Origin of the sequence: Limnobaculum zhutongyuii (genome assembly GCF_004295645.1) — a bacterium.
Lineage (GTDB): Bacteria > Pseudomonadota > Gammaproteobacteria > Enterobacterales > Enterobacteriaceae > Limnobaculum > Limnobaculum zhutongyuii.
In genome coordinates, this window is record NZ_CP034752.1 from 3,631,809 (window position 1) to 3,655,630 (window position 23,822).

Here is a 23,822-nt window from a genome sequence, read left to right on the forward strand (position 1 = left end):
TATGGGAACATTCGCTTAGCCATTCCGGAATGCGATAATAAGTGTAATATGTCATTATGAAGCAAGGTTTACAGCTCAAGTTAAGTCAACAATTAACCATGACACCTCAGTTACAGCAGGCCATTCGCCTGTTGCAACTGTCGACACTTGAACTGCAACAAGAGATTCAAATCGCACTGGAAAGTAACCCACTGCTTGAGCAGGCGGATAATCATGACGAAATAGATTCGCATGAAGAGACCGAACACGAACAGCTCGATACCAGTGAAGCGCTACAACAGTCCGATATTCCTGAAGACCTGCCCCTCGACGCCTCATGGGACGAAATTTATACCGCAGGAACACCGTCCGGCACCCATAACGATTATGGCGATGACGAACTCCCGGTGTTTCAGGGTGAAACCACCCTGACCCTGCAAGATCATCTGATGTGGCAGATGGATCTAACCCCCTTCTCCGATCTGGATAAAGCCATTGCTACCGCCATTATTGATGCGGTGGACAATACCGGCTATCTGACGGTTTCGCTGGAAGATATTGCCGACAGTCTGGGACAGGACGAAGTTGAACTCGACGAAATTGAAGCGGTGCTGAAGCGCATTCAGCGTTTCGACCCGGTGGGCGTTGCTGCCCGCGATCTGCGAGAATGTTTGCTGGTGCAGCTTTCCCAGCTATCTTCTGATACCCCTTATCTGAATGATGCTCGTCAGATTGCCGACCATCATCTGGCACTGTTAGGCAGCCATGATTTCCGCTCATTACTAAAACTGACTCGAATTAGTGAAGAGGCACTGAAAGGGGCCATGCAACTGATTCAGAGCCTTGATCCTCGCCCTGGTCAGTCAATTCATGCCAGCGAGTCCGAATACGTTATTCCTGATGTGCTGGTGCGCAAAGTTCAGGGCAAATGGGTGGCTGAGCTCAATACGGAAAGTATCCCACGCTTGCAGATTAACCAGCATTACGCCTCAATGGCAAATACCCATAATGCCAGCGATAATCAATATATCCGTACCAATTTGCAAGATGCCCGCTGGCTAATCAAAAGCCTTGAAAGTCGTAACGACACGCTACTTAGGGTAACGGAATGTATTGTAGAACGGCAGGAAGAATTTTTTGAGCTGGGCGCAGAATACATGAAGCCAATGGTTTTGGCAGATATCGCCCAAGCGGTTGATATGCATGAGTCAACCATCTCACGCGTAACAACCCAAAAGTACTTACATAGCCCCAGAGGGATATTTGAGTTAAAATACTTCTTTTCCAGTCACGTCAATACCGATAGCGGCGGCGAAGCCTCTTCTACCGCAATACGTGCACTGGTTAAAAAATTGATTTCGGCTGAAAATCCAGGTAAGCCGCTGAGCGACAGTAAAATCGCCAGCATGCTAACCGACCAAGGGATTATTGTTGCCAGAAGGACGGTAGCAAAATACAGGGAGTCGTTATCTATTCCCCCGTCAAATCAGCGTAAACAACTGATCTGACTCAATGGTTCCTACAAATGATGAACACGTTATCCGCCATGCAATTACGCTCTATTCTGAAATTAGACAGCACACGCAGTGCCGTTCACTGCTCCAGTAAAAAACGGGCGTTAGAAATTGTTAGCGAAATGGCCGCCAGCCAATTGAATATACCAACCAGCGTGGTGTTTGAGGCAATCCTCAGCCGTGAACGTATGGGTAGCACTGGTATTGGCGCAGGTATCGCTCTTCCGCACGGTAAGCTGGAAGAAGACACCACTCGTGCTGTAGGCGTATTTATCACACTGGATAGCCCGGTCAGTTTTGATGCGGTCGATAATCAACCGGTTGATATTTTATTTGCCCTGCTCGTTCCGGCTGATGAGTGCCAGGCCTATCTGGCAACCCTATCAGCCATAGCCCAACGTCTGGCAGATAAGACCCTGTGCCGTCAGTTGCGAATGGCGCAAACCGATGAAGAGCTTTATCAGCTGTTTACTCAGGAATCATCTGATAAAGAGAATGAACCAACTGAAAATCAATCTGTTTAAAAACGATTGTTCGTGTTAACGTTTATTCTGTTAGGGTTGATGTTTAACCCAAAGCAACACATGAAGTGTTGTGCCAGGCCCAGATACCGGCGATATTGATATCGTATCGTGATGATTAAGAGGAATAGCAACATGGTGCTGATGATTGTCAGCGGCCGCTCAGGCTCAGGTAAGTCCGTAGCGCTGCGCGCTCTGGAAGATATGGGTTTCTACTGCGTCGATAATTTACCGGTAGTATTATTGCCCCAGTTAGCCGAAACGCTGGCGGAAAGACAAACTTCCGCCGCGGTTAGCATTGATGTGCGAAATTTACCTGAAACCCCAGAAATTCTGGAAGAAGTTCTGAATAATCTGCCGGGTGATTTCTCTCCTCAGCTACTGTTCCTTGATGCCGATCGTAACACGCTAATCAGACGTTACAGCGATACCCGTCGCCTGCACCCTCTGTCGAATAAAAATTTATCGTTGGAGAGCGCTATCGATGAAGAGGATACCCTGCTTGAACCATTGCGTTCACGGGCCGATCTGATTATCGATACCGCAGAGATGTCAGTTCATGAACTGGCAGAAATGCTGAGAACCAGATTGCTTGGTAAGCGCGAACGCGAACTAACCATGGTGTTCGAATCATTTGGCTTTAAACACGGTATTCCAATCGATGCGGACTACGTTTTTGACGTTCGTTTTCTGCCAAACCCACATTGGGATCCAAAACTCCGCCCAATGACCGGTCTGGATAAGCCGGTGGCTTCCTTTTTGGATCGCCATACTGAAGTACATAACTTTATTTATCAGACTCGTAGCTACCTTGAACAGTGGTTACCGATGCTGGAAACCAATAACCGTAGCTATCTGACAGTCGCGATTGGTTGTACCGGTGGTAAACACCGTTCCGTTTATGTGGCTGAACAGCTGGCTGATTATTTCCGTTCCCGTGGGAAAAACGTGCAATCACGTCATCGCACGTTAGAAAAACGAAAAAATGACGGAAAAAACAGTAACTAAGCGATAAAAATCGTTAATTAGCCTTTGGTCTGCTTTACTGATATGATTGATTTAGCGTCTTATCGTATTGCTCCGGTGGTCAAAATGCCCGGAAAGCCAAAGACGATATAAAACCAGAATCTGTAGAGCGTGATCCCGATCTCTTTAATTTAACGTGGTTTTATTAATATTCAGGAAACAGCGCTCTTAGCCCCCGCATTCAACCTGCGGGGGTTTTGTTTTGCTTAGTATATTATTTTACTGCTGGTCTGAAACTCAGGCCGACAAACAATGAACCCTAAAATTAGATAGGACTAGTCTAATCAAAGATATTATCGGAGTGATGTATGCTTAAACCCGCCATAATCATAAATGAACTGGATGCAGAGCGTATCGACATGCTGCTTGAACACCCTGAATTCGCTTCATCACCGGTGGCTCAGGCACTTAATGCAGAAATCGATCGGGCTGACATTGTTGCGCCAGATGAAGTTCCCGCGGATGTTGTCACTATGAACAGCCGGGTGCGGTTTATCGATCTCAGCACCCAGGAAGAACGGACTCGCACTCTGGTATTTCCTCATGACCTGAAAGACAGTGCTGAACAAATTTCCGTTATGGCTCCTATTGGCGCAGCACTGTTAGGAATGCGTGCAGGCAATGATATTAGCTGGCATTTACCAAACGGTACCGTCACGCAGATTAAAGTGCTGGAGATATTGTCCCAGCCAAAAGTTAGCTAAGTATCGTTAACCAGACTAGTAATAAGTGCAGCAAAATAACGCTGCACTTTAACCCCAAAACAGATCTAAAACTTCGTCTTCTTCAGCGCCAGTAAATACAACAGACGTTTCACCACAAAAGCACTCAGCAAGAAAAAAACCAAAATCAGCATTGCTGAAACGGCAGGCAGTTCAAAATAGAGGGTATAAGCTAAGGTTACACCAATAGCCGAATCCACCTGATCGCTAAAGATAAAAAGAACCCTGTTCCGGTCGGGCAGCTTGCCCGGTGGAATCCCCAATCGCCTTTTCATCCATGAGTTAGGCAATTCCAGCAATATATAACCGAGTCCGGCAAACGCCCCTGCCAGCAAACACTCTTCTATCCGCACCGGCAATATCTCTTGTGAATGAAGCTGACCAATGGGTATCCACAACAGAGAAAACAGCGCGGTTAACAGGGGAACCAATAGCAGCCCACGCCAGGTTTTATTGGCACCAAAACTGGACGTTGCCAGAGGAATATTCAGCACAGAAAAACGGTTATATTTAACAATAACCATATGGGCACAGCCTCCCAGTATCACAGGGATCATCAGATACCAGGCATGTAATATTTTATACCACACAGAAGCCTCTGAAATGGAGCCAGAAGAAGGTGAATGCGCCAGATAGCGTTATGCCTATAATGACGCTCAGATGCTTAAACTTATAAAACGGCCGCCGCCATAACATCGCTATGCTAAACAGCAGCAGCGTAACGCTAAGCAATAAATAGCCCGACAGTGGCGGCAGCACAAAGCGCAGCAGCAGATAGGCACTAAGGATAAACAGGCTCCAGAATACCGGCATACCGAGATAGGAAAGCCCGCTGCTACCTTCGATGTTACCCACCTCATTAAACACCGAAAGCCGAATAGAACCGCAGGCAATCATCAGCAGTAAAAATAGTGACCAGTAGCCATCAAAACCGGAAAGGTATAGCACTACCGCCGGTGAAATCAGGTAAATCAACTGATCCATAAAGCCATCAAGATAACGCCCAAAGGCGCGGACCAGTTTATTACGGCGGGCCCAGATCCCATCGAGCGCATCTGCCAGCATGGCGAGAAACAGCCACGAAACCGACAAAAGTAATTGCTGGTTCAAGGCACAAACCATGGCAATAGCACTAAACAGCAACCCAAACAGCGTAATACAGTCGGCTGAATTTAAACGAACAAGAAAATGAGACGGTTTCATACGGCCTCCCTGTTCAGACTGCATACCGTTAAGGCGTTCTTTGACAGTAATCTTTTCAGTTCCAGACGATTAATCTTGCTGTTGTGCCGAACATCAACCGGCATTTCTGATATCTGATAAATTCGGGTGACGTCTGCCAGCTGTAGCTCTTCGAGAATGGTTAATAACTCTTGCGGTAAGCAGGTACATTGCAGAATTAATGCGGCATTTCCTTGCGGATTAGCAACCAAAGCACAACGTTCAATTTCCCTGAGATCGTTCAGCCTTTTTTCAGCCGTATAAGGATAAAACACCCGCTGCTGATTAATAGAAATGCGGTCATTAACCCGCCCCAGCAGCCATATTTGCCCTGAGTCATCGAAGTAACCCACATCCCCAGTACAGTGCCAGATTCCGCCCTGTTTACGTGGAATTTTATGCAGCCGGGTCGCCAGGGGATTATCAATATATTCGGACAGCACATGAGGCCCGGCCACCAGAATTTCGCCGATTTCACCGGCAATGGGTGCTTTAAGTGCCCCTGACTCTCCGGACAACATGATTTCCCTCAGACAGATTTCAGCAACGTCTATCGGCTTGCCAACCAGATAGCCATCATGTTGCGCCCAGCACTCCGTTAAGGTTTGCATATCAACACTGGCAATAGGTTCCGCTTCCGTTGAACCATAAATGACGTGCTGCTGCGCCAAAGGAAAAACCTGCTGGCAACCCTGATACAACGCTTTATTACCCGGAGCACCGCCAATAACCACCTGACGAACTTTGGGAAAGGTCAAACCCTGTCTTTGTGCATAACCAATGATTTTCTGCATATAGGCGGGTGCACCGCTGATGCGTGTAACATCAAAGCGGTTAATTTGCCGAATGACATCAGGAGGGTTAACCGCCCCCGGTTTAGCAAAGTCAAAATGAGGTAAGATGCTCTGCTGCCCCATACTTAACGTCTGCAGAACAAGTACCGGAAAACTATGTAAATCAACATGATGACCCATTGAAGGGAAATGGTTTTCGATGGCCCGATGCTGCTCCATCAAACTACCGTGGGTGCGATTCGCCCCTTTTGGCATGCCCGTAGTACCGGAAGTAAAGGTAATCAGGCCGGTAGTTTCTGGCGTTAGAGATCGACAGATAAAAGCCTCATCCGATGCATTTACACTGGCTGATAGCTGCTTCATCCCAATCATTGACCGGTCAACCACCAAGCGCTTTATCCGCCAGAGCTCAGGGATCAGCGGCCAAAACTTACCTATTGCCGCTACGGTAATAATGGCCTTAGGCCGACAATGACGCAGTGCCGCTCTGAATTGCGCTTTAGGCAGCCCTCTCTCCGGCATAACGGCAACAATGCCTAATCCCAGCATGGCAACCAGCAAAGGATAGAGATACAAACCGGGAGGAATCATCAGCACCAAACGATCTCCGGTGGTAAAACCGGACTGAATCAGTTGGCGCTGAAAATGTCCGGCCAGATTGATAAAGTCCCGGTAGCTCAGATGAGAATACTCACTGCCGGATAGCGGAATACTGAGCGCCATGCTATCCGGATAGCGTTCAGCAGACTGAACGATAAGCTGACACAGATTCATCAGAATAGCTCCTTACCATACAGCGCATAGTGATGGTGACTCTGAGTGGCTCCGCTCAGCATGGATTGGGACATAACCAAACTGGCGTTATCGTCACGCATCATCGCCCCGCCGATGCGCGGATAATGCTGGCGAGTATATTGAAAAAACTGATTGCACAGATGCCCCAGTACACCGGTACGCCGATAGCGGGGGGTGTATTGCTACGGTTTTGCACAAATTAGTTTCAGCTTTGCCATCGCGGTAAACCGGTAGCGCGATGGCCAAACCGGCAATGTCTCCACTGGCAGTTTGAGCCAACATCGAGGAGTCGGGGCAAAAACGTTGAATAAAGCGTTCGCCACAACGCTGTTGAAACTCATCCCACTTTAGCGGGGTGTAAGCAAAACCCTGTCTAAACAGACGATCGACAAATTTAAACAGTCGGTGCTGCTCGCGCATCCATAAAGCTGGCGTCAGCGGATGAATGTTAATATCCGGCATGGGTAGCCTTTTGATCCGTTGATAGTGCTTTGACCAGTTATCCGCTGCCGTACTGGCATCATCGAAAGTCGAGGTATAACGATGCTTAATGCTAAAACCTAGCTGTTCCAGCAAAGCACCATAGTAGGGTGGATTGTAAGGTTCCCCGGCGAAAGCCCCCTTATCAAACTGATTCAGACGAATTCGGTACTGGCCAAAGGTGGAAAAATTAATTGGCCCGTATAGCTGAGTAATACCGTACTGCTTTGCCCATGCGGCAAGGGCATTGAACAGATGCTGATTACAGGACAGATCGTTAATCGTTTCCCAAAAACCAAAAAATGCCACCTTCTGCCCCTCGACCAAATGAGAAGGTAGGAAACCCACCAGACGAGCCTTTCCGGGAATAGTACCTGTCCAGGCCTTCCCCTGCTCAAACCATGGATTCTGCTGACTAAACTGCTGCTCAATCGACAATGGATCCTCTCCCGGCCAGAGAGGATCGTGGCGATAGATTTCCGCCGGAAGCGACATAAACTCAGGAGTTAGCCGCTGGTTGGGCTGCCATTCCGACGCATTAATCATAGTAATGCATCCTCTGGTCTCCTTTCTTCCTCTGCACAGGCATCCTTTTCCACCTGCTCCAGACGCATTACCGTGCCAGCTCCCCCATCCATACGCACATATTCACCGTTACGCAATAAACGGGTGATATTAGGAATACCAACAATGGCAGGGATCCCCATCTCTCTGGCTACCACCGCAGAGTGAGACAACGTAGAACCTCGCTCTATCAGCAACCCACCCGCCGTTGGAAACAGCGGTGCCCAGCCGGGATCGGTCCGCTCGGTACAGAGGATCTGACCGGACAATGACATTTTATCTTCGGGCGATTTAATTAAGCGCACCGTGGTTTCTACGATGCCAGGGTAGCAGCCAATACCATGCAGTTGATTGATATCTGATGAGGTTTCTTCCACCTGATGAGGATAGGCAAAATCATGCTGCTGGAACAAAGACCCCTGGCAATAGAAATGATGGGCCAAGTCTTCCGCTTCATAGCTGGCATATTCCTGTCGACGGGATTCAACCAGCGGTTTTAGCTGAGTTTGCACCGCAGTTCCTTCGTAACCGCTATAGATCTCATTCAGGGTGAGATAGAAAATATCACGAGCCTGAGACAGAATACCTTCCAGCGCATACTGGCGGCCTAGTTGATTAAACAGATCGCGATAGAGGCCAATCATTCGGGTACGGGTAAAGCGCATATTTTCCCGATGGCGGATGGCCTGACGAAGCTTGCTCAGATGACGCTTAAACGATCGCATACGGCGGTTGCCCAGTTTCTGCTCTACGGCGCTAAAAGCCCGATTCTCCGCTTCGGTACGTAACCCTCGTTCTCTGGCCGCCAGTGATTCTGGCGTTAAGTCGTCCAGCGTCAGATAGTTTTTTAAGATGGTGAACAGAAAACGGGAATCATAGCGAAGCGTCAGGGTTTCCAGCTTCATTTCTCCTATGGTGCGATCGCCATATTTATCAATATAGTTAATGCACTGCTGGTGGAAATGCACGTCCCGGGTCTTGAGCTGATTGAGCAGCGTGGTGCCCTGTCCCTGTTCAATCAGTTTACGCAATTCTGGTTTAGAACGAACGTACTGACACATGACCAGTAGCTCTTTGGTCGGCTGAGTACTTTCAATATCCTCTTCACCGGAGAGTAAATCCCCCATCAGGGCCGCCGTTTTTTCAACGCCTGCCGCTTCCAGAGTACGGTACACCCGCCCGTTGTACATCATGACGTAAAAGTCATTGAGAATCGGCGTAGTCCAGCGTTGCAGCAAGTGCGTATCCAGATATTTAAGCTGTTCTGTCAGTTGGTTGGCCGTAAGAGTATGCAGACGATCGCGGGGAATATTCGCCGTAAGAGAACTGAACTGTTGTAAAAACTGTTCTACGTTTTTATCCATATTACGGAACGCAGCCAACAGGCGAACCAAAGCTTTTGCCATACCCGGCAGTTTGGCGGCCTTTTCCCACAGGGTGAACTCTCTGGATTGAATAAAATCCACCTGATCCGTCAGTCCCATCATCCGTTCCATATCCTGCTTGTTGGTTTTGAATGATGGCAGCATCAGCAGGCCGCGATACCAGTTATTGATATTGTAATAAACCCGCCCTTTAATCAGCCCCAGCATATTATCCAGCATGTCCTGAGACTGGCTAACTTGCTTATCCGAGCAGCCAAGAATACGCATGGTTTGCTCATACACTGTTGCATAGGTGGCACTGGCAAACGAAAAGGTCAGCGGCGTAGTAACACCACAATAGGATTCCTGAATATTGGCGTTGTTAAACACCAGATTGCGATCGACAGGAGAAGCGACCTTCGGCAAGCGGGTAATCGGGCGGGTTTGTAAAATATAGAGCTGCTGATCTTTAATGGTCCACTCAATATCCTGCGGACAGCCGCAGTGGCGGGCAATACGATTACCAATATTCCGTAACGCATAAATTTGTGCATCGGTGAGGGTTTCAGCCCACTGGTTAGCTTGGTCAATATCCTGAGCAACCGTACCCCGTTGGTTAGTTTTATCAAACACCAGCGCAACGCGCTTTTCCACAATACGACGCTCAATCTCATCGTTAAACAGATGAACGCTAAACTCATCGGTATCGCACTCACCGGAAACTACCCCTTCACCAACGCCCCAGGCCGCGGAAATCAGTCCATGCTGGCGACTTCCCGTCACCGGATGCGCAGTAAACATCACGCCGGAAACCTCACCATCCACCATCTTTTGAATAATCACCGCACAGCGGATATTCTCCACCGAGAGTCCTCTGTGTAGTCGATATTGCAGAGCCCGGGTATTAAAAGCCGAAGCCATCACGGCACAAACGCTGGCGCTAATCGCGTCAAGCCCCTGTTGAAACAGATAGCTATCCATCTGCCCGGCAAAAGAGGCATTATCTGCATCTTCACCGATGGCCGATGAACGAACGGAAAAGAAAGTGTCAGGATAATCCGCCAACAGCAGCGACAGCTGCTTTCGCAGATCTTCTGGCAACGAAGCCTGCTGTATCTGCTGGCGCAATGGCGCTGCCAGCTTATCAAGATCCTCAAGGGTGATATCCGCGGTAACGGTTGTTAACCGCTGTACCATGTCGGCAATAACCGGGTCCTGAGTGACTATTTGAGTAAGCGTATCGCTTGGCACCACCCACCATTCGGGTACGGGATACTGTTCCAGCGATAACCATAAAAGGTTGGCGGCTTTTCCACCCAATTGATCCTGAGTTAATTGTACGGCCTGATGCTGAGAATATAAGTCTGTCATAGAGTCCATTTGAGCGCTCCGATAAGGTCAGCTATCCAACAGAATTCACTGAATAAACTGACAAACCTTGCACGCTTCTCCTTAGCTAAAATGAATGACGTGGAGCTATGACTGAAGCGAAGTCCGCGTCAGCTCAATAAGTTTACGCAGGGTCTGCATAGCTCGATCGATAAACGGATACTGGCTGACGTGGTGAGCCATTAAATAAAATGGAATACGCCGTAGCCAAAAATCATGAAGCGCCAGCACGTAGCCTCTTTGCCACTGAATAGGGTCAATGGCGCTTTGGCTATGCTGTTCTAACTGCTGGCGATGAAGTTCCAGGTAGTACCTCACCGTTTCAGCACTAATGTCTGCCTGCTGAGTAAAAACCAGCAGCTCGACCAGATCCCGCTGAGGCAGATGCAAAGTAGCCAGTTCCCAATCCCAGGTGCATAGCTCCAGTCGCCCATCAAGCTGACGGAAGGCAATATTGCGCGGATTAAAATCGTTATGTACCAGAGTACGCGGCATCTGCTCAATTTCGCTGCACCAGATTTCTGCGCTTTCTACCCATGACAGGAAATAGTCGCGATCGGAAGAGGTAAAGTAGTGGGCTAGGTTTTGCGCCATAAAATCAGCAAATGCATATAACAGAGGACGCTGCGCTAAGGTGTTCTCTTTACCCTGTAAACAAATTTCAGGGAATCGCTGTAGCAGGGCCCCTTCCTGTCCCAGCCAAACGGCATGAATTTCTGCAATACCGGCAATGGCCGTTTCAATATGGCAGGATTGCCATAAGTCGATGTCGTTGGTGGAATCCATCAACACTAAATCGCGGAGCTGCTCTTCAACCAAGGCATAGGTTCGCGTTTTGTCATCACGAATAACCCCATAAATCGTTGGCATATAGCGTGTCAGGCGTGGGTCCTGCTGATTCATCACGGCCACTTCACGACTGTGAGTATTAAAAAACTCTATCAGGTGTGTCGAATCTGAAATAGCCTGCAACAGAGCAGGAGAACACTTCCCGGCAAGAAACCTCATCATGGTGAAGATGTCTTGATCCAGTGGCTTGAGCTTCAGCATTACCGGAATATCCTGTCGCGCCGTATTGGTCAGGGTAACGGGAAACAGTCCCATCAGCCTGTTCGAATGCTGCGAGCTTAGGGTGGTCAGCAAGCTGTGTTTATCGTCTGAACCTGTTGGTATATCAACGGATACCGGCGGTTTACTGCCCCAAACCGGGTTATAAGATGCGGAGTGAAAGAAAGCCACATTGAGATCCGCTAAGGTAGAAGGAGCGGCTGCAAGGTGTGGACGATTACGCCCCAACTTTTCATGAGATTTAGCAAATTCATCGGCGGCAATAGCGGACAAGGTGGAAATATCCAACGCAAGACAGTAGCTGGCAATAATTTCAGCCAGCTTACTGGTGCTGTCCGGCCCGGTACAACCTAACATATTCAAACACTCACGCTGATGAGGGAGGTGAGTTCCGCCGCCAACGGTACCGATGACCAGAGAAGGTAATGTGATACTGCAATAAAGCGCACCATCGTCGTTCAGCGCCATACGTAAATGAGCAACAGAAGATTCATGGATACAGGCAATATCCTGTCCTAAAGCGGTAAACAGGGCAGCAATTACATTAGCTACATTGATATTCATGCCAACCATACCGGCTGCCACCGCCCCTTCTGCCACATGGTGATAAGCATTAACCAACTGAGCCGGAGTGACGCGCAGGATGGACTTGCACACTTCTGCACTTAAATGAACTTCAGCAATGACCCGCGTGCCCCGACCGTGAATCAGCGATTGATAAGAGACTTTCTTATCGCTGGATAAATTACCATCGATCATAAAGTGATGAGGTTTCAGGTCTGTCGTCGCTGCCAACCTATCGTGAATCCACTGGCAGGCGTGCCAGGTACAGGTTGTGGTCATATTCTGTCCGGCGGCAGCGGCGGTTTCATAGATAAAATGCAGATGTACACTACGTCCGATAATCTGGGGCGTTAAGGCCACCAATTGTGCATAACGCGAGTGATTAGCAATTTCGCTGCGTAGCTCATCAAGGTAGTTAACCACCCAATGGCTGAACGCCATCGCCTGTATCACACTGCGAAATTCAAAGTGCGGAACCCGCATCATACGCTGGCCCAGTACCCGAGCCGTTGCACCACCCGAACGGGTAATCGCGGTAGCCCCCGTGAAATAGAAGCAATCAGGGCGCCTTCCGTGGTCGCAAACGGGGCATAAAACATTCCCTGAGCGTGAAGTCCATGAATTTGCAGCGGACCGCCAATACCCACAGGGACTTCCACCGAGCCAATAAACCCTTCAATCGTGTTGGACAGCGCAGTGGCATCAAATGAGTTATGGGCAACCTTATCCAGCGTACACTGGGCGTGTTTTGACAGATAGGCCAGACGCTGTTGCCGGGCTTTTTCTGTATAGGTATACAGATGACGTGGTGATAGCTCTTTTATCGACATAAAAAATCCTGCAAATATCAAACGTTTATGGCAGTGAAAATCGTTATTGCACAAACCAGATAACCAACGGCCATGTAGAGGCCAACAATGGCTTCATTACGCTTTCGGTTGCGAACGCAGGGGTGGCGTAAAAACGACCTGAGTTGATACAGGCTTAAGATATAGAAAATGACTAACGAAATTAGAGACAAGAAAGGAAGATTGCCGATAGTCGCCATAATCAACCATAGCTGGATGAGTAACATTACAGAGATCAGTACGACCAGAACGATAAACACCGTTTTGATGCCATAAATTGAAGAGTAGGTAGGCACCTCTTTCCGATCTTCATCCGGACCTTTAAATTTACGCGTGATTTCAAAAATAAATCCGGCGGTAAAAGAGAGCAGCATCAATATTTGCATCGGAATGCTGAGCGTAACGCCCGGAACCGCTATATTGGCCAGCCACCAGATGATTAACGGCATAACCAACATATGAGAGATGGCATACCAGGTCAGGTATTGGTTGAGCCACTGACCAATAAAGAACTCTTTGCCCATCAGGCAAGTCCAGATAAACAGAAATACCCAGGCTAAAGTTGTTCCACCGATCCCCCCATCAATGGCCATACTGCCGAAGAGCTGCAATGCAATACAACCTGCACCAACAATTTTCAGATGTTTAAGCGTGATCAATCCCCGTTGCAGTACCCGCTGGGGATGATTTTCACAATCAATCAGATAATCTTTATGTTCGTCAAAAATCCGCAGCAGCAGAAAATAGGACCAGGACACCAGACAACCTAAAATAATATTCCATGAGAACATTACCTCTCTCTTTTCTGAACTGGCCGCTACGGCATAAGCGACAATAAACAGCAGGAAAAAGAATGGGGGCATTTGGCAGAGGAAAACGTTCATGTATCCATAGCATAAAGCGCCGTATCAGCGGTTGTTTATATATTCCATTATCTTTCATAAATAGCTCTCATCTGGTTTTGAACAACGGGGTAGCGGTATTAATTAATCCAAAGTGCGGTGATAGAAGTAGAGACCGAGCAGCATAAATCCGAAAGTAAACCCAATAAGAGGCCAAACGTCGGACCACATTTCAAAAATAGTGTTACCTTTCAGAATCACACCGCGAATCAGCCGAAGAAAATAAGTCAGGGGTAAAAACGAACCAATAACCTGTGCCCACTCTGGCATCCCCCGAAACGGGAACATAAATCCGGTCAGCAACACCGACGGCAAAAAATAGAAGAAGGTTAACTGCATTGACTGCAGCTGATTTTTAGCAAAAGCGGACAGCGCGATGCCCACCGCCAGACTGGAGGCGATAAACAGCAAAATGGCGATAAACAGCGAAAACAGGTCCCCCAGAATTGGCACATTAAACAGATAAACCACCATAAAGCAGATCACCACGGACTGAACGCTACCAATAATCACATAGGGGGTAATTTTTCCAATCATCACCTCTAAGGGGGTCGCTGGCGTTGCCAACAGACTCTCCATGGTGCCGTTTTCACTTTCTCTGGCAATGGCAAGGCCCGCCATCAATACCAGCGTCATGGTCAGGATAATCCCCAGCAGCCCGGGAACAATGTTGTATTGAGTAATCCCTTCCGGGTTGAATAGCTTATGCTGGCGCACATCAATAGAAACCAGTGGCGCCACTGGCTGCTGTGCTTTAGGCAGATTTCTTTTTAGCACCAGCTCCGACAGCATATTTGCTGTCATTAAGGGTAAGGTGATAGCTGCTGGATCTGTGGCGTCGGCTTCAATAATCATACTGGCTTTTTCACCGCGTAATATTTTGCGGGTAAAATCAGCAGGAAAACTAATAACGAATTGTACTTTTCCCTGTGCCAGCGCCTCTGCGGCCTGTTGCTCGGTGGTAAATTCTTTTTGAAAAGAGAAATAGCCGGAATTGTGCAGTGCATACAACATACTGCGGCTCATTACATTTTTGTCCGCATCAATAATCGCGGTGGGTAAATGGTGTGGATCCGTATTAATGGCGTAGCCAAACATAATAATTTGCATCAAAGGAATAATAATCAGCATCCCGGCGCTTAACTCATCGCGCCGTAACTCCTGCAATTCTTTGACGACAATTCCCCACCAGCGGGTTATAGAAAATAGATACATGGGTTAATTCCTGACGACCGTACTTTGTTGGTGCTGCTTAATTAAGCGAGCAAAAATGTCCTCCAGTCCGGTATCCACCTGAGCCAGAAGATAATCCTGATGGAATGGAGCCAGTGACTGGTCAAGCTGCGAAGGATCGCTACCGGTGACGTGCAATACATTGCCCAGCAGAGTGGTATGTTCAACGCCAGGCAGCTGTATCAACTGCTGTTCCAGATGGCTGAGCTTTTCACCACGCACTGCCCAGGTAATAAGCCGCTGCTGTTTAATCACCTCATCCACACTGCCCTGAACCAACAAATTGCCGTAGGCAATATAGGCAATCTGATGGCAGCGTTCTGCCTCGTCCATATAGTGAGTACTCACCAAAATGGTGACGCCGCTGTCTGCTAATTGGTGCAATATCTGCCAGAATTCCTGCCGGGCATTAGGATCAACCCCTGCGGTAGGTTCGTCCAACAGTAAGAGTTTTGGGTTATGCAGCAGGCTGGCGGAGAGTGCCAGCCGTTGTTTCCAGCCTCCGGATAGCCGTTTAGCTAATTGATGGCGATAATCCTGCAACCCCATCTGTTGCAAAATCTCTTCGACTTTTTTCTCCCGCCGGGGAATGGTTTGTAACCGGGCGATGAAGCGCAAATTTTCTTGTACCGTCAAATTTTCCCACAGAGAAAAATGCTGAGTCATATAGCCCACATGGCGTTTGATGGTTTCCTTTTCACGGTAGAGATCAAAACCAAGACAGTGTCCGGTACCAGAATCGGGTGTCAACAGGCCGCACATCATACGAATAGAGGTGGTTTTACCGCTGCCGTTAGGACCGAGAAAACCACAGATCCTGCCGGTATTAATTTCCAGAGAGAGATCTTTGACCACATGGCGATCGCCAAAATATTTATTCATATTCTGGACGCTGATAGCCAGGCCACTCATGATGAAAGGTCCACCGTTACTGGCATTCCAGGATGTAAATCACTCGCCTGACTTTCAGAAGTTTTAGCTTCGATGAGAAAAACCAGCTTATCCCTGCGCTCATTGCTATAGATAACAGGCGGGGTGTACTCCACGTCGGCAGAGATATAATCAATCGTTGCACCAATCGGCTCAGAGCCCAGCTGTACTATGACTTTAATCTCTTTTCCGACTTTTACCTGAGGGAGCTGTGCAGCAGAGATAAAAAAGCGGATTTTATGCTTACCCGGCGGTAACAGGCTGACAACCGGACTTCCCGCAGGAACCCACTCCCCAACCTGATAAAAAGTATCAAATACTTGTGCAGTAACTGAGGCAGAGCGTGTCATTTGGTCCAGCGCCCACTGGCTTTGATTAAGCGCTGACTTTGCCGCTTCAATACGGGCTATTTGCGCCTGTTGCTGGGCATCACGAGCGGGCAATTTATCAGCGGAAAGACGGTTTTGTAGCTCCTCAACCACCGCGGCTTTTTGATTATAATCAGAGCGGTGCGTTTCCAGCTCAAACTCAGAGATAGCACCGCTTTTCGCCTGTTTCTCATTGCGGGCTAATTTTGAATAGGCGAGTCGTTTTGCTGCTATGGCACCGTTAAGCTGGGCGCGTAAAACGTCTAATTCTGTTTTTCTTCTGCCGGACTGTAAATCAACAAGATTTGATTGCTCTACATCGAGCTGATGCTGCGCTTGTAAATAGCGCTGAGTTTCACTTTCATTTTCCAAAGAGAACAATAAAGCATCTGGTTGAATACGATCGCCTTTTTTAACGTCGAGTATTTTTAGAACGCCAGGCGCTGGGGCAGCAATATACATAAAATCCCCTTCGACATACCACTGGATCAACAGATCATTCTTATTATCACAAGCAGCGATCAGGCTGGAAAATAAAATGCAGGTTATTAGCCTTTTCATATTAATGGCATTTTTTAGCGAAAAAGAGAACATCAGGAAACTATCCTTTTCCATAATATTAAATAGTGGGATTAAGAAATTTCACATACTGAATTATCTATTAATTATTTTTAGACCTTTATTTTTATTATGCGTCACAACAATAAACAAGTCATCAAAATACCATTGAGCTCTAATAAATATATTTTTAAGAAAACTAAAATCAATATAACCAATTGTTAACCATTGTGTTTTTTAAATTTATTTACAATAAACACCGTCTCAATAATGCCTTATATTTTAATTAATTAGATTAAAAACAAGAAATGATCAAATTATCATTTAAAAACAATTATATAATGTGAAATTAATTTAGAAATAATTAAACATATCAGGTTGTTACAAATAATAATCAGAAAACAAAATGATATTAATTAATTTCTTTTAAAATAATTAAGTTTTATACTAATTTTATTAAATCATTTTAAAATTAATTTAATTACCCAATCAATAAAATTTAATCCAAATTCATATAGGGAAATATAAATATATTAATTTAAATTTACTTAAATTAACTTATTTTAGTTCAATTTTTAATTATTATCTTTGTTTGTTTTTTTTGAATAAAACAATTCGATAATGACGAATAATAAATTGATTATCAAACAAGGTGTAAACAGCATCTTCAATAAAAAGAATATAAATAAAGGAGAAAGTGGCAAAACCTGATATGAGAAGTGTAAGAGTCGCTATCTGATAAAGATTTATTACATTTGTTGGTAAGCAGAGCTGGTACAGCAACATGACATAAATTCAGGCTACTGTAACCAGCTACTCATCTTATTGCTAGTTTTCTGGCAATATCCGCTTACTCACCCGCTATCTTCATCTGCTCCAGCAGAACGGAACCACATTGAATGTTACTGCGGGTTTCGATGTCATCACCAATGGTGACCATATTACGGAACATATCTTTCAGGTTACCAGCAATGGTAATTTCACTAACCGGATACTGAATTTCGCCATTCTCAACCCAGAAGCCAGCAGCACCACGGGAGTAATCACCGGTTACCGTACTAACGCCCTGTCCCATCAGTTCAGTGACTAACAGACCGCGATCCAGCTGTTTTAACATGGCATCAAAATCATTTCCCTGGCCTTTGATACGCCAGTTATGGATGCCGCCGGCATGACCTGTATTGGTCATATTTAATTTACGTGCTGAATAGCTGGTCAGAAGATAGGTTTCCAGTACTCCGGATTTGACGATATCGCGGGTTTGAGTACGAATACCTTCACTGTCAAACGGCGTTGAAGCCATTCCTTTAAGCAGATGTGGATATTCACCAATGGTCAGCCAGTCCGGCAGAATCTGCTGACCTAAATGATCCAGTAAGAAAGAGGATTTGCGATAAATATTTCCACCGCTGATGGCAGAAACCAGATGCCCGAATAGCCCGGTGGCCACTTCAGCAGCAAACATCACCGGTGCCTGCATGGTTGCCAGTTTACGCGGATTCAAACGCGCCAGCGTACGGCGTGCGGTCTCCTGCCCTACCCACTCAGCGCTTTTTAAATCGACAATATCGCGACCAATGGTGTAAGCATAATCACGCTCCATATCACCATTATGTTCGGCAATCACACAGCACGACATAGAATGACGGCTGGAGCAGTAGCTTTGCAGCATACCGTAGCTGTTACCATAAACTTTGATGCCATAATGGCTGTTAAAGCTGCCGCCTTCACTGTTGGTAATACGGCTGTCTGCTGACATAGCGCTACGCTCTGCCAGTGCTGCCTGTTGAATAAAACGTTCCGCATCCAGTTCCGTTGGGTGGAACAGGTCTAAATCCGGCGATTCAAAAGCCATCAGATCACGTTCGCCCAGCCCGGAATAAGGGTCCGGTGAAGTATAGCGAGCAATATCCAACGCGGCCTGAACGGTGCGGGCGATAGCGTCCGGACTTAAATCCGTCGACGAGGCATTGCCCTTACGTTGCTGGTGATAAACCGTAATGCCTAACGCACCATCACTGTTAAACTCCACGTTTTCCACTTCACCAAACCGGGTCGATACGCCAATACCGGTAGATTTATTAATGGCAACTTCCGCGGCGTCTGAAGCGACTTTAGCAAGCTCCAGTGCCTGGGCAACCGCCTGCTCTAACATTTTACGTTGTTCTGCAACTTGAGTGACTATTTTCATTGTTCAGGGCTCTGCCATCATCAGAAAAGAATTGAATGAAGTTTAACAGGATATGCGTCCGATTTCGCAGAAAGCCAACAACCTGTTAAGATTAATCTCCAGATTTCGTCCCCGGCACTAGCCTATTCGGACGCTGTTTATCCTATAATAATGGAAAAACAGAAAGAGATTAATGGATTACCCATTTTAAGCATCCTGATTTAGGTTAAGTAACAATATGAATAAATTCGATAATGACAACGAATGGCTTGATGACGAGCTTCCCGGCGAAGAGCAGGAAGACGATGAGATCATTTGGGTCAGCAAAAGTGAAATTAAACGGGACGCTGAAGTACTCAAAGATCTCGGCACCGAGTTAGTTAAGCTGGGTAAAAACGCTCTGGAACGTATTCCGTTGGATGAAGATCTGCGCGCCGCCATTAATCTGGCACAGCGGATTAAAAAGGAAGGCTATCGCCGCCAAATCCAGCTGATTGGTAAGATGTTGCGTTCACGTGATGTGGAACCCATTCAAACCGCGTTGGATAAGCTAAAAAACCGCCATAACCAACAGGTATCGCTATTCCATAAGCTGGAGAACCTGCGCGACCGCTTGATAGACCACGGTGATGATGCCATCTCTGATGTATTGGAGCTTTATCCTCACGGTGACCGCCAGCAGTTGCGTTCACTGGTACGTGCCGCACAAAAAGAGCGTGCAGGAAATAAACCACCGAAAAATTCACGTTTAATATTCCAGTATTTGAAAGAGTTGGCTGAAGCCTCTCAGGAATAATCATCCAAATGCAGATTTACCAGCACTCCTGGCTTCAGGAATGCTGGTAACCTCATGTTTCAACTCTCACCTTCATTTTAAATCCTCAATAGCCACTCACTACAGGCGCTCTTCTTTACGCCACTTTTTCCGATCGCCAGTAACGAAATATCAAAAATCCCCGCTCTGGATGTGCCCGTAACCTCTAAGTCCACCTACCTATAAATAATTAGAATACCCATAACTTTATTATGGGGAATCAAAAAATGAAAAATAACACAATGTTCACCCTTGTTACCGGTGCTCTGGTCGCTGGCTCTTTATTTAGTGGAAGCTTAATGGCACAGGAATCACTGGTACTCAACGGGCATAACCTGACTCTGGCCGATGCCTGGAGCGTCGCTGCGCAGGGTAAGAGTGTAAAAATCGACCCTGCGGCTATGGAACGGGTAAAAAAATCAAATCAGCTACTGATGCTGGCGGCAGAACAGGGCGTACCGGTTTATGGTTTAACCGTTGGCGTTGGCCTGAACAAAGACAAATCGTTATTCGATGCCCACGGTCGTTTAAGTCCTGAAGTGATGGAGGCATCCAAAGCCTTTAACCGTAACGCGCTACGCGCCCACGGAGCAGGAGTTGGTCCGGATATGCCGGTTGATATGGTTCGTCTGGCCATGGTGATTCGTCTAAACACGATGCTAACCGGCGCGACCGGCGCTCAGCCTTACGTGGCAGAACTGTATGAGAAATTCCTCAATCAGGGCATTACGCCAGTAGTGCCGTCTCAGGGTTCGGTAGGGGAAGCGGACATTACTTTAGCCTCCCATATCGGGGATGCCATGATGGGAGAGTGGCGCGTTAGCGTAAACAACAAGGTAATTCCTGCCGAAGAAGCGCTAAAAAATGCCGGTATCACCCCGCTGGACCCTATTGGTAAAGATGCCCTTTCCATTCTGTCCACCAACGCTATCTCTACCGCTTACTCTGCAAAAGCGATTATGGATGCACAACAGATTGTCGATATTACCCCAGTGGTATTTGGTCTTAGTCTGGAAGGGCTAAACGGTAATGTCTCTCCGGTGTTACCACAAAATATTAACGTTCGCCCATTCTCCGGGTTGGATGACAGTGCTAAATCAATCCGTGATGTTCTGACCGGTTCCTATTTGTGGGAGAAAAATGATGCTCGCCCGCTGCAAGATCCGCTCTCTTTCCGCACTACCGTGTTTGCCTTAAACGAAGCAAAACGCGATTTGGTTAATGCTCAGCAGATGCTATCGGTTCAAATGAATAGCTCTGACGATAACCCTGCCGTGATTCTGGATGCCACTCAGGAGTACGCAGACAATAGCCAGGTTAAACAGTACTACGTACAGGGCAAAGACGTTAAAGGAGCCATCTACCCCAGCGCCAACTTTGAGCCATTGCCGCTGGCTTTAGCAGTACAAAAACTGTCGCTGTCATTAGGTCATCTTTCCCATAATAGCGTGCAGCGCACGCTGCATTTATCCGACGATCATTTCACCGGTTTAAGCCGTTTTCTGACCGCGAAAGATAACCCCGGCCATGCATTTGGTGCGATCCAGAAACCTCAGGTTGCTCTGCATTCTCAGATTGTTGATTTAGCTAACCCGGTCTCTCTGGATGGACAAGTCATGGCTGGTACCATTGAAGATACCTTCACCAATAATCTGTATGCCTCTCAACGCTTACAGCGCATCGTCGACAATATGAATGTGATATATGGCCTGGAGTTGCTGCATTCCACTCAGGCTATCGATTTACGCAAAACGATCATGCCGAAGATGACAATGGGGAAACAGACTGAAGCGCTGTATCAGGCTTATCGCAAAGTGGTTCCTTTTGTCGATCAGGACCGTATTTACAGCGATGACATCAAAAACAGTGCCGATCTTGTTGCCGGTTATCACAGCCAGAAATAGAGGTGGAAAGGGAATTATTATGAGTAACAGCAAAAAAACGTTACCGCCAGACAGCATTAATAACCCAACCCGGCGCAGCTTCCTGACGAAAGGAGCGCTGCTGGCAACGGGAGGTGTTATGTCTCTGGCTATGGCACCCGCTCAGGCAACACCGGTAACGATCAATGTGCCAGAGACAGTTACCGGCGGCAGAACTCGTTTTCATCAAATCTATGATGTGATTGTAGTTGGCAGCGGCTTTGCCGGCCTTGCTGCCGCGCTGGAGGCGAAAAGTCACGGACTGAGCGTTTTGGTTATAGAGAAAATGGCAGTATTTGGCGGTAACTCGACCATTAACGGCGGCGCTTTCGCCGTTGCTGGTTCGCCACAGCAAAAAGAGGCGGGTATTCAGGATTCTCCGGAGCTGATGTATCAGGACATGCTGAAAGCGGGACGTGGGTTGAATCATCGGGACATTCTGCACGTATTAGTTAATGGCACTCAGGAAGCCTATGAGTTCACGCTTAAACACGGTGTCCGGTACAAACCTTTTGTTCAACATTTCGGGGGACACTCTGTTCCCCGTACCCTGCAAACGGTTGAGAGTTCTGGTGCCGGAATCATCATGCCGATGCGTCAATCAGCACAAAAGCTGGGGATTATCTTTAAGTCTCGCTGCAAGTTTGAATCCTTTATTCAGGATAATCAGCAAACCGTGGTTGGTATTGAAGTAAAAGAGAACTACTACTTTCCCGATGAAAACTCCGGGTTACAAAAAAACTATGGCGCTCGCTATGGGGTCATTATGTGCAGCGGCGGCTTTAGCAACGACCTGCGTTTTCGCATGATTCAGGACCCTCAGCTGGTTAGCGACTTAGACACCACTAACCATCAGGGTGCTACCGCAGAAGGTATTCTGGCGATGCTAAAAATTGGTGCAACGCCGGTACAGCTCGATCTGATTCAACTGGGGCCCTGGTCATCTCCGGATGAGAAAGGCTTCGGTAACGTTTCTCAGTTTAATACTATTGCCGGTTACCCGATGGGAATTATGGTGGATGCGCGTACCGGTAAACGTTTTACCAACGAGCTGGCTGACCGTAAAGCGCGTGAAGATGCCATTCTTGCTCAGCGCGATGAGCAGGGAAATCCCGTGTATCCCATCTGTTTCACCAATAAGGAAGGGGCCAAAAATGCCCAAAGTTTGCCTGCTGCATTGAAATATCAGGTTGCCTGGCAGTTTGACACTCTGAAACAGTTGGCAGATCACTTCTCTCTCCCTTATGACAATTTGCAAAAAGAGGTGGATGAGTACAACACCGCCGTTGCCAACGGCGGTGGCGATCGCTTAGGAAAAGATGTTAGTCGGGCAATTTCACTGGCAGAAGGCCCCTATTTTGCCGTTCGCGTCTGGCCCAAAGTGCATTACACCATGGGTGGCGTACAGATTAACCCAAATGCTCAAGTGTTAAATTCACTTTCGGGTAACCCTATTCAGGGGCTCTATGCCGCAGGTGAAGTCACCGGTGGTCCACATGGGGCCAGCCGGTTAGGCAGTTGTGCTGTTGCTGATGGGTTAGTACTGGGCCGTATTGCCGGTGCTCATGTCGCCACTCAAACCGCCAACCCATTGTTTAGCACTTCAGATTCAGATAACGCCTGAGGAGACGGGAGAAACTTATGTCTATCTATCAACGTATCGCCGTCATCTTAGTTGCGCTATTTAGCCTTTCTGTATGGGCGCAAAACGATAAGCCAACGGCTGACGACGCAAAAGCATTTCAGCAAAAGTTAAGCGACATTACCATTAAACCTTACCATCAGCCGCTGGCGGCAACAGGCCGCGATGCCAGTTGCCAGCTTTGTCACGGCGCTAAAACGCCAACCACACCAGCTAACGACAGTAATTGTCTGACCTGTCACGGCAGCCTCGATCAAATTGCCGCTATGACGGAACCGAAGTCAAAAGAGGGTCATCCGGAACCTAATCCGCATAACTCGATTCACTACGGTAAAGATGTTCCCTGTAGCACCTGCCATAGCGAACACAAGCCATCACAGGTCTATTGCAACAGCTGCCATTTATTCAAATACCCGAATATGAAACCCTGATGA

Annotated in this window: 19 protein-coding genes and 1 pseudogene; 8 read left to right on the forward strand and 12 right to left on the reverse strand. The window is 47.3% G+C overall.

Features of this window, described 5'->3' with window-relative positions; translation table 11 throughout:
• Positions 1-56 precede the first annotated feature (56 nt).
• The 4 genes from rpoN to rnk all read left to right on the forward strand — a co-directional run bounded on the left by rpoN (position 57) and on the right by rnk (position 3,744).
• Positions 57-1,487 (forward strand): RNA polymerase factor sigma-54, encoded by a 1,431-nt coding sequence (rpoN, locus tag EKN56_RS16210; RefSeq protein ID WP_130592742.1) that lies wholly within the window; start codon positions 57-59, stop codon positions 1,485-1,487.
• A gap of 17 nt (positions 1,488-1,504) precedes the next feature.
• Positions 1,505-2,017 carry a PTS IIA-like nitrogen regulatory protein PtsN gene (gene ptsN / locus EKN56_RS16215; RefSeq protein ID WP_130592743.1) on the forward strand — a complete coding sequence of 171 codons (513 nt, stop codon included), beginning with the start codon at positions 1,505-1,507 and terminating at the stop codon, positions 2,015-2,017.
• A 132-nt stretch (positions 2,018-2,149) separates the two neighbouring features.
• Positions 2,150-3,022 (forward strand): RNase adapter RapZ, encoded by an 873-nt coding sequence (gene rapZ, locus EKN56_RS16220; protein WP_130592744.1) that lies wholly within the window; start codon positions 2,150-2,152, stop codon positions 3,020-3,022.
• A gap of 326 nt (positions 3,023-3,348) precedes the next feature.
• Complete coding sequence (gene rnk / locus EKN56_RS16225; RefSeq protein ID WP_130592745.1) at positions 3,349-3,744, forward strand: nucleoside diphosphate kinase regulator; 396 nt, start codon at positions 3,349-3,351, stop codon at positions 3,742-3,744.
• 65 nt (positions 3,745-3,809) lie between these two features.
• Here the strand turns inward: rnk and EKN56_RS16230 are convergent, their stop codons facing one another.
• The 12 genes and pseudogenes from EKN56_RS16230 to pmbA form a co-directional block, all read right to left on the reverse strand.
• On the reverse strand, positions 3,810-4,352 hold the full coding sequence (locus tag EKN56_RS16230; RefSeq protein ID WP_246019852.1) for a CDP-archaeol synthase: 543 nt from the start codon (positions 4,350-4,352) through the stop codon (positions 3,810-3,812).
• Positions 4,342-4,965, reverse strand: coding sequence for a CDP-alcohol phosphatidyltransferase family protein (locus EKN56_RS16235; protein ID WP_130592746.1), 624 nt, complete (start codon positions 4,963-4,965; stop codon positions 4,342-4,344). The genes EKN56_RS16230 and EKN56_RS16235 overlap by 11 nt, the downstream gene beginning before the upstream one ends.
• On the reverse strand, positions 4,962-6,551 hold the full coding sequence (locus EKN56_RS16240) for a fatty acid CoA ligase family protein (RefSeq protein ID WP_246019854.1): 1,590 nt from the start codon (positions 6,549-6,551) through the stop codon (positions 4,962-4,964). The genes EKN56_RS16235 and EKN56_RS16240 overlap by 4 nt, the downstream gene beginning before the upstream one ends.
• Positions 6,552-6,644: 93 nt before the next feature.
• On the reverse strand, positions 6,645-7,598 hold the full coding sequence (locus tag EKN56_RS16245) for a hypothetical protein (protein WP_246019856.1): 954 nt from the start codon (positions 7,596-7,598) through the stop codon (positions 6,645-6,647).
• Positions 7,595-10,360 (reverse strand): phosphoenolpyruvate synthase, encoded by a 2,766-nt coding sequence (locus EKN56_RS16250; RefSeq protein ID WP_130592748.1) that lies wholly within the window; start codon positions 10,358-10,360, stop codon positions 7,595-7,597. Before EKN56_RS16250 ends, EKN56_RS16245 begins: the two co-directional genes overlap by 4 nt.
• Positions 10,361-10,456: 96 nt before the next feature.
• Positions 10,457-11,473: a phosphotransferase gene (locus tag EKN56_RS21660; RefSeq protein ID WP_407656561.1), complete on the reverse strand. Its 1,017-nt coding sequence runs from the start codon at positions 11,471-11,473 to the stop codon at positions 10,457-10,459.
• Between the two features lie 243 nt (positions 11,474-11,716).
• Positions 11,717-12,831, reverse strand: a pseudogene (locus EKN56_RS21665) (hydroxymethylglutaryl-CoA reductase); the annotation flags it as partial.
• A 17-nt stretch (positions 12,832-12,848) separates the two neighbouring features.
• Complete coding sequence (locus EKN56_RS16260) at positions 12,849-13,733, reverse strand: UbiA family prenyltransferase (RefSeq protein WP_246019861.1); 885 nt, start codon at positions 13,731-13,733, stop codon at positions 12,849-12,851.
• Between the two features lie 102 nt (positions 13,734-13,835).
• Entirely contained in the window at positions 13,836-14,966 is a 1,131-nt protein-coding gene (locus EKN56_RS16265) for an ABC transporter permease (protein WP_130592749.1), read from the reverse strand.
• A 3-nt stretch (positions 14,967-14,969) separates the two neighbouring features.
• A complete protein-coding gene (locus EKN56_RS16270; RefSeq protein WP_130592750.1) occupies positions 14,970-15,896 on the reverse strand; it encodes an ABC transporter ATP-binding protein in 927 nt (308 codons plus the stop codon).
• Complete coding sequence (locus EKN56_RS16275; RefSeq protein ID WP_168189675.1) at positions 15,893-16,744, reverse strand: HlyD family secretion protein; 852 nt, start codon at positions 16,742-16,744, stop codon at positions 15,893-15,895. The genes EKN56_RS16270 and EKN56_RS16275 overlap by 4 nt, the downstream gene beginning before the upstream one ends.
• A 946-nt stretch (positions 16,745-17,690) precedes the next feature.
• Entirely contained in the window at positions 17,691-19,031 is a 1,341-nt protein-coding gene (pmbA, locus tag EKN56_RS16280; RefSeq protein ID WP_130592752.1) for a metalloprotease PmbA, read from the reverse strand.
• 217 nt (positions 19,032-19,248) lie between these two features.
• On the opposite strand from pmbA, the gene yjgA reads away from it, so the two are divergent.
• The 4 genes from yjgA to EKN56_RS16300 all read left to right on the forward strand — a co-directional run bounded on the left by yjgA (position 19,249) and on the right by EKN56_RS16300 (position 23,819).
• Entirely contained in the window at positions 19,249-19,806 is a 558-nt protein-coding gene (yjgA, locus tag EKN56_RS16285) for a ribosome biogenesis factor YjgA (protein WP_130592753.1), read from the forward strand.
• A gap of 245 nt (positions 19,807-20,051) precedes the next feature.
• Positions 20,052-21,728, forward strand: coding sequence for an HAL/PAL/TAL family ammonia-lyase (locus tag EKN56_RS16290; RefSeq protein WP_246019863.1), 1,677 nt, complete (start codon positions 20,052-20,054; stop codon positions 21,726-21,728).
• Positions 21,729-21,747: 19 nt separating this feature from the next.
• Complete coding sequence (locus tag EKN56_RS16295; protein ID WP_130592754.1) at positions 21,748-23,370, forward strand: flavocytochrome c; 1,623 nt, start codon at positions 21,748-21,750, stop codon at positions 23,368-23,370.
• Positions 23,371-23,387: 17 nt separating this feature from the next.
• Positions 23,388-23,819 (forward strand): cytochrome c3 family protein, encoded by a 432-nt coding sequence (locus EKN56_RS16300; RefSeq protein ID WP_130592755.1) that lies wholly within the window; start codon positions 23,388-23,390, stop codon positions 23,817-23,819.
• Positions 23,820-23,822 lie beyond the last annotated feature (3 nt).